Genomic DNA, 5588 nt, shown 5'->3' with positions numbered 1-5588 from the left:
CGCCCGCCCGCCGGTGGGGGGCTCGCCGGTGTCGCCCGCGGCGCTCCGGCCCCGGCGGCCGCCCTGGGTCGGCAGCGGACGGGTGTCGGTGTCGCCGACCTCGCCACCCGGGTTTCGCGCGGCGCGTCTGGAGCCGGGCAGCTTGCGGTCGGAAGGCCGAGCGGGGGCTTGACCGGCAGGGTCAAGCCGCAGCTCGTAGTTGCCGGTGTTCGGGTCGAACACCCACTGATCGGCGGGATCGACATTGTCGTCGCCCGCCCGCCCACGGCCTTGCGCGTCCACGGTGCCTTGAATCCTCCGTCGGTGCCACGCGGCGCCATCCCCTCAAGGCGCTCGGGTCGGTCGGTCGTGCAATGCATGGTCATCGGTCTGCCAGAGTGCGGACCGGATCGCACACACTATCCGCCCAGTTCAGCGCCCCGCGACGCTCGTGACAAATTCCACTTCCCTACAACTGGGCAATCCGCCCAATCCATTCGAGTCGCCGGGCGTACTTTGCGGCATCTTTATTCGCAGATCCCGTGTTCCGCGGTCGTCCCGGGAAACGTCGGGCCCGAACTCGCCGACGGCGCGGGTGATCCCTCCGGCTTGCCGTCCGAGGCGCCGCCGCCGGTGCGGACCGGCTTCTCCCCGGCGTCGCGCGTCGGTGCCACCGTCACCGGAAGATCCCTGCGCAGCTGCCCGAAGAGCCGGCCGGCGTCCGGTTCCACCAGCTCGTCGCGGTTGGGGTCGTAGCGGTACTCCTGGCGCGGCACGGTCAGGAACTGGACCCGGTCGGTGGGAATGCCGCGGGCACTGCGCACCAATTCGTACAGCCCCCGCAGTGAAGCCAGCGCGCTGTCCGTGGTCAGCGAACTCGTCGCGGCATCCAGGACCGGATACAGCCGGGTCGGATTGAGCAGGACACCATTACTCTGCACTTTCTTCACGAGAGCGCCAAGAAACTGTTGTTGCCGCTCCATACGCTGGGTGTCGCTGCCGTTGCCCAGGCTCTTACGGGCCCGTACGTAACCGAGCGCGGCCTCACCGTGCAGGGTCTGCCGGCCGGCGGGCAGCCGGAGATCCGCCTCGTCGTCGTGGATGGGCTGCGGCAGACACACCTCGACGCCGTCCACCGCGTCCACCATCTTCTCGAACCCGACGAAGTCGATGATCATGTAGTGGTCGATGCGGATCCTGGTCGTCCTCTCGACCGTACGGATCGTGCAGGCCGCGCCGCCGAAGGCGAACGCCCAGTTGAACTGGGCCGTCCGGGGCTCGGACTCCCCGCCGTCGGCGCGCTTGCAGTGCGGCACCTCCACCATCAGATCGCGCGGGATGCTGACCGCGGTGGCGCTCTTCCGGTCCGCCGCCAGGTGCAGCAGCATCGTGGTGTCCGAGCGCTGGCCACCGCTCCGGCCGTATTTGCGGTTGCCGCCCTTACGGCTGTCGGAGCCGATCAGCAGCAGGTTCTCGGCGTTCGGCGGGCCCGCGGGGGGCCGCTCGGACTCCCACTTCCGCAGCTCCCGCTCGGTGGCGCTGTCGGTGCGGATATTGCTGTTCAGCTTGGCGTACAGCGCCCAGCCGGCACCGGCCCCGGCCAGCACCGCACCGGCGGCCCCGAGCGCGACCCAGCGCCGCCAGCGCCTGCGGTGCCGCGGCGTGCGCACCGGCCCCGGCCCCCTGGCCGGGCGCTCGTCCCAGCCGGCGAACCTGGGGGGCTCGGGGGTATCGGTCACGTGTGCGTCCATCCCTCACGGAGTCGGCGTCGCGCCCGCACGCGGGGCCCGGAAGGAGGAGACGGGCGAACCCCGCGCATGGTGGTACGTACTCAAGATCATGGACCGGAACGGGCGCCGTGGCCCGCCCTGGACGCCTCCGGTCCGCCGGACGGGGGAGCGCGGCTCAGGAGACCGGCGGCGCCCGGAACGTGATCTTCTCGCTGGCCTCGCGGGCGGCCGCGGCCGGTGCGTCCAGCCGGTCCGGATGACGGCACAGCACCACGGAGCCGCCGGTCGCCAGCGGCGCGTACAGCCCGTACGACAGGCCCTCCCAGGTGTCGTACGGCAGTCCCGACAGCACCCGCGGCGCCTTGGGCATCCCGGCGGCGGCCGCGTCGGCCAGCGCCCGGGCCCCGATCCCGGTGCCGGTCAGCTCCTCGCCGCCGACGACCAGCGCCACCGCGTCCGGGTTCACCGGCGCGTACGGCGCGAAGCGGTCGCCCTGGCTCGGCACCTCGACCGCGTAGTCCGCAAAGCCCTCGGGAGGCTGCGGGAAGCGGCCACCCAGCGGGCGCAGCGCCAGCGCCACCCGCTCCCCGGAGCAGCCGCGCGCCGCGTCGAGCCGGTCCGGCCCGGCGACGACGAGATCGGCGGCGGCCGGATCGCCGTCCAGGTCCGCGACCACGCCCACCGACGAGCAGGCCAGCAGCCACACGGCGGTCTGCCAGTGCGCGGGCAGCAGCAGCGCGAGCCGGTCGCCGGGCTCGGCGGCCAGATCGCCCTGGAGGTAGTTGGCGGTCTTGGCCACCCAATTGGCGAAGGTCGCGACGGACAGTTCCACGCGCTCGCCGGTGGCGTCGTCGTAGAAGGTCACCAGCGGGCGGGCCGGGTCCGCGGCGAGCGCGGAACTCAGCAGGTCGGCGGGGGTGCGATCGATGGCGTTCATCGCGGCCAGGGTACGCGTGGCGGCCGCCGGGGCCGGGGCGGGCACGGCAGGCCCGGGCCACCGGATCGGCCGATGCGCCGTCAGATCACCGTTGGCGCATCGTGTCCCGCCATGTTCACGATTTTGTCCATGCGCCCCTTCCTCGCGATCTGCCTCGGCGCGGCGTGCACCGCCGCCTTCGCCCTGCCCGTCGCGCCGGACGCCGGTGCCGGCGCCCGTCGTCCGGCCGCCCCGAGCGCCGGTGACCTGCCGGGCAGCACCCAGTCCCTGCCGGTGGCGGCCCTCGGCGCACCCGCCCCGCACACCACCGACCGCGACACCCTCACGGCCCCCGCCGCCCAGTCGCTCGGTCTGCCGGCCCGCAGCGTACGGCCGTTCTCCCTCCTGGGAGTCGTCTGGGACGACGCCGACGCCCAGCTACAGGGCCGGGTCCAGGTCCGCACCCGCGCCACCGGCAGCGGCGCCTGGTCCGGCTGGCAGGACGTACAGGCCCACAACGACGACGCCCCCGACCTCGGCGCCGCCGAGCGGCACGACAGTGACGTACGCGGCTCCACCGCGCCGCTGTGGGTCGGCGACTCCGACGCCGTCCAACTGCGCATCACCCCCGAGGCCCACCACCGCGCACCGGCCACCCTCCCCGGCGGCCTCCGGCTGGAACTCGTCGACCCCGGCGAACAACCCCGCACCGACCGCGGCCGGCGCGACGGCCCGCCGGCCCCGCTCACCCTCGAGGCTGCCGCGGCCTCCGCCGCCAACGCCAAGCTCGCACCGCTCGGCGCCACCGAGATCCCGGCCCTCGACCTCGCCGCCTCCCAGGCCGATGTCGCCGCCGTGGACGGACCGCCCCTGGCGCAGACCTCCGTCGGGCCGCGCCCGCGGATCGTCACCCGGGCCGGCTGGGGCGCCGACGAGCAACTGCGCGAGAAGGCCTTCACCTACACCCACACCGTGCGCGCCGCCTTCGTCCACCACAGCGGATCGGGCAACAACTACACCTGCGCACAGGCCCCTTCGCTGATCCGCGCCATGTACCGCTTCCACGTCAAGAGCAACCACTGGCGCGACATCGGCTACAACTTCCTCATCGACAAATGCGGAACGGTCTACGAAGGCCGCGCGGGCGGCGTCGCCAAGCCCGTCATGGGCGCCCACACCCTCGGCTTCAACAACGACAGCACCGGCATCGCCGTGCTGGGCACCTTCACCGACACCGAGCCGCCCAAGCGCGCCGTCGACGCCGTCGCCCGTCTGACGGCCTGGAAGCTCGGCCTCTACGGCGTCGATCCGCGCGCCACCATCGCGGTGCGCTCCGGCGGCAGCAACCGTTTCCCCAAGGGCACCAAGGTCCGACTGCACGTCATCTCCGGCCACCGGGACGGCTTCACCACCGACTGCCCCGGCGTCCACCTCTACAACAAGCTCGCCGCCACCCGGCTCGCGGCGGCCGGCCTGCAGGGCCGCTGACCCGGTTTTGTCGGGTCACGTCGGTGCCGAGCGGGTTTGTACGGGTCTGCGGGTTTGCGCGGGTCTGCTGTGACACAAGTTGCAGGGAAGAATGAACCGTTCCTGCCGTTGACACGTCTTATCGACCACGACGTGTGCGCTCCCGGAATACCGTCTGCCTACACTGGTCCGCCGATCGGCCGACCCCAGCAGGAAGCAGAGAAGACAAGGTGACTGAAGCGATCCTCCTGGTCGGCGGCAAGGGCACGCGGCTGCGCCCGCTGACGGTGCATACGCCCAAGCCCATGGTCCCGGCGGCGGGTGTGCCGTTCCTCACCCACCAACTGGCCCGCGCCCGGGCCGCAGGCATCGAGCACATCGTCCTCGCCACCTCCTACCTCGCCGAGGTCTTCGAGCCCTACTTCGGCGACGGATCGTCGCTCGGCCTGCATCTGGAGTACGTCACCGAGCGGGAGCCGCTGGGCACCGGCGGCGCCATCCGCAATGTCGCCTCGCGGTTGCACTCCGCCCCCGGCGACCCGGTGCTGATCTTCAACGGCGACATCCTCACCGGCCTGGACATCGCGGCCCTCGTCGACACCCACCGCACCTCCGGCGCCGATGTCTCCCTGCACCTCACCCGGGTCGAGGACCCGCGCGCCTTCGGTCTGGTGCCCACCGACGACACCGGCCGGGTCACCGCCTTCCTGGAGAAGCCGCAGACGCCCGAGGAGATCGTCACCGACCAGATCAACGCCGGCGCCTATGTGTTCAACCGGTCGGTCATCGACACCATCCCGGCCGGCCGCCCGGTCTCCGTCGAGCGCGAGACCTTCCCCGGACTGCTCGCCGACGGCGCCCACCTCCAGGGCATGGTCGACTCCACCTACTGGCTCGACCTCGGCACCCCGCAGGCCTTCGTCCGCGGCTCCGCCGACCTGGTCCTCGGCCGCGCCCCCTCCCCGGCGGTGCCCGGCCGCTGCGGCGACCGCCTGGTCCTGGAGACCGCCGATGTCGCCACGGACGCCAAGCTCACCGGCGGCACCGTCGTCGGCCCGCGCACCGTCATCGGCGCCGGCGCCCGGATCGACGGCAGCGCCGTCCTCGAAGGCGCGGTCATCGAGCCCGGCGCCCAGATCCATGACTCGCTGATCGGCGCCGGGGCGCGCATCGGGGCCCGTACGGTCCTGGATGGCGCGGTCATCGGCGACGGCGCACGGATCGGCGCCGACAACGAGCTGCGCGGCGGCATCCGCATCTGGTGCGACGCCGACATCCCGGCCGGGTCGGTGCGCTTCTCCTCCGACCAGTAGGCAGCGCCTTTCCGTCTTCCCGTGGTGCACCACATTGCCGTTTCCGTGGTGCACCACATTCCCGTGGTGCACCCCGGAAATACGGAATACCGCCCCAGCCCCCCGCGTTGTGGCCCCGCAGGGGGCGCTCGCACCCCTTACGGGATGTGTTCGCCCACCCCCTAGGCCCCCCAGGCCCCACCC

The 5588-nt window shown here is 72.6% G+C and carries 4 protein-coding genes and 1 pseudogene; 2 read left to right on the top strand and 3 right to left on the bottom strand.

The window, feature by feature from the left end; genetic code table 11:
- The 3 genes and pseudogenes from DY245_RS08970 to DY245_RS08960 all read right to left on the bottom strand — a co-directional run.
- Positions 1 to 282, bottom strand: a pseudogene (locus DY245_RS08970) (LCP family protein); the annotation flags it as partial.
- Between the two features lie 224 nt (positions 283 to 506).
- Positions 507 to 1730, bottom strand: a complete 1224-nt coding sequence (locus DY245_RS08965; RefSeq protein WP_128505352.1) for an LCP family protein — start codon at positions 1728 to 1730, stop codon at positions 507 to 509.
- A 154-nt stretch (positions 1731 to 1884) separates the two neighbouring features.
- Positions 1885 to 2646, bottom strand: coding sequence for a TIGR03089 family protein (locus DY245_RS08960; RefSeq protein WP_128505350.1), 762 nt, complete (start codon positions 2644 to 2646; stop codon positions 1885 to 1887).
- A gap of 129 nt (positions 2647 to 2775) precedes the next feature.
- Here DY245_RS08960 and DY245_RS08955 point away from each other — a divergent pair, with 129 nt between their 5' ends.
- Positions 2776 to 4113, top strand: a complete 1338-nt coding sequence (locus tag DY245_RS08955; RefSeq protein ID WP_128505348.1) for a peptidoglycan recognition protein family protein — start codon at positions 2776 to 2778, stop codon at positions 4111 to 4113.
- 209 nt (positions 4114 to 4322) lie between these two features.
- Positions 4323 to 5405, top strand: a complete 1083-nt coding sequence (gene manB / locus DY245_RS08950) for a mannose-1-phosphate guanylyltransferase (RefSeq protein ID WP_128505346.1) — start codon at positions 4323 to 4325, stop codon at positions 5403 to 5405.
- Positions 5406 to 5588 lie beyond the last annotated feature (183 nt).

The organism is Streptomyces inhibens, assembly GCF_003389455.1.
GTDB lineage: Bacteria > Actinomycetota > Actinomycetes > Streptomycetales > Streptomycetaceae > Streptomyces > Streptomyces inhibens.
Note: the sequence above shows the minus strand (reverse complement) of the source record. Positions and strands in the feature narration are given on the sequence as shown.

Coding starts and splice junctions, on each gene's coding strand:
- DY245_RS08965 (WP_128505352.1), bottom strand. CDS start 1,730: ATGGACGCACACGTGACCGATACCCCCGAGCCCCCCAGGTTCGCCGGC.
- DY245_RS08960 (WP_128505350.1), bottom strand. CDS start 2,646: ATGAACGCCATCGATCGCACCCCCGCCGACCTGCTGAGTTCCGCGCTC.
- DY245_RS08955 (WP_128505348.1), top strand. CDS start 2,776: ATGCGCCCCTTCCTCGCGATCTGCCTCGGCGCGGCGTGCACCGCCGCC.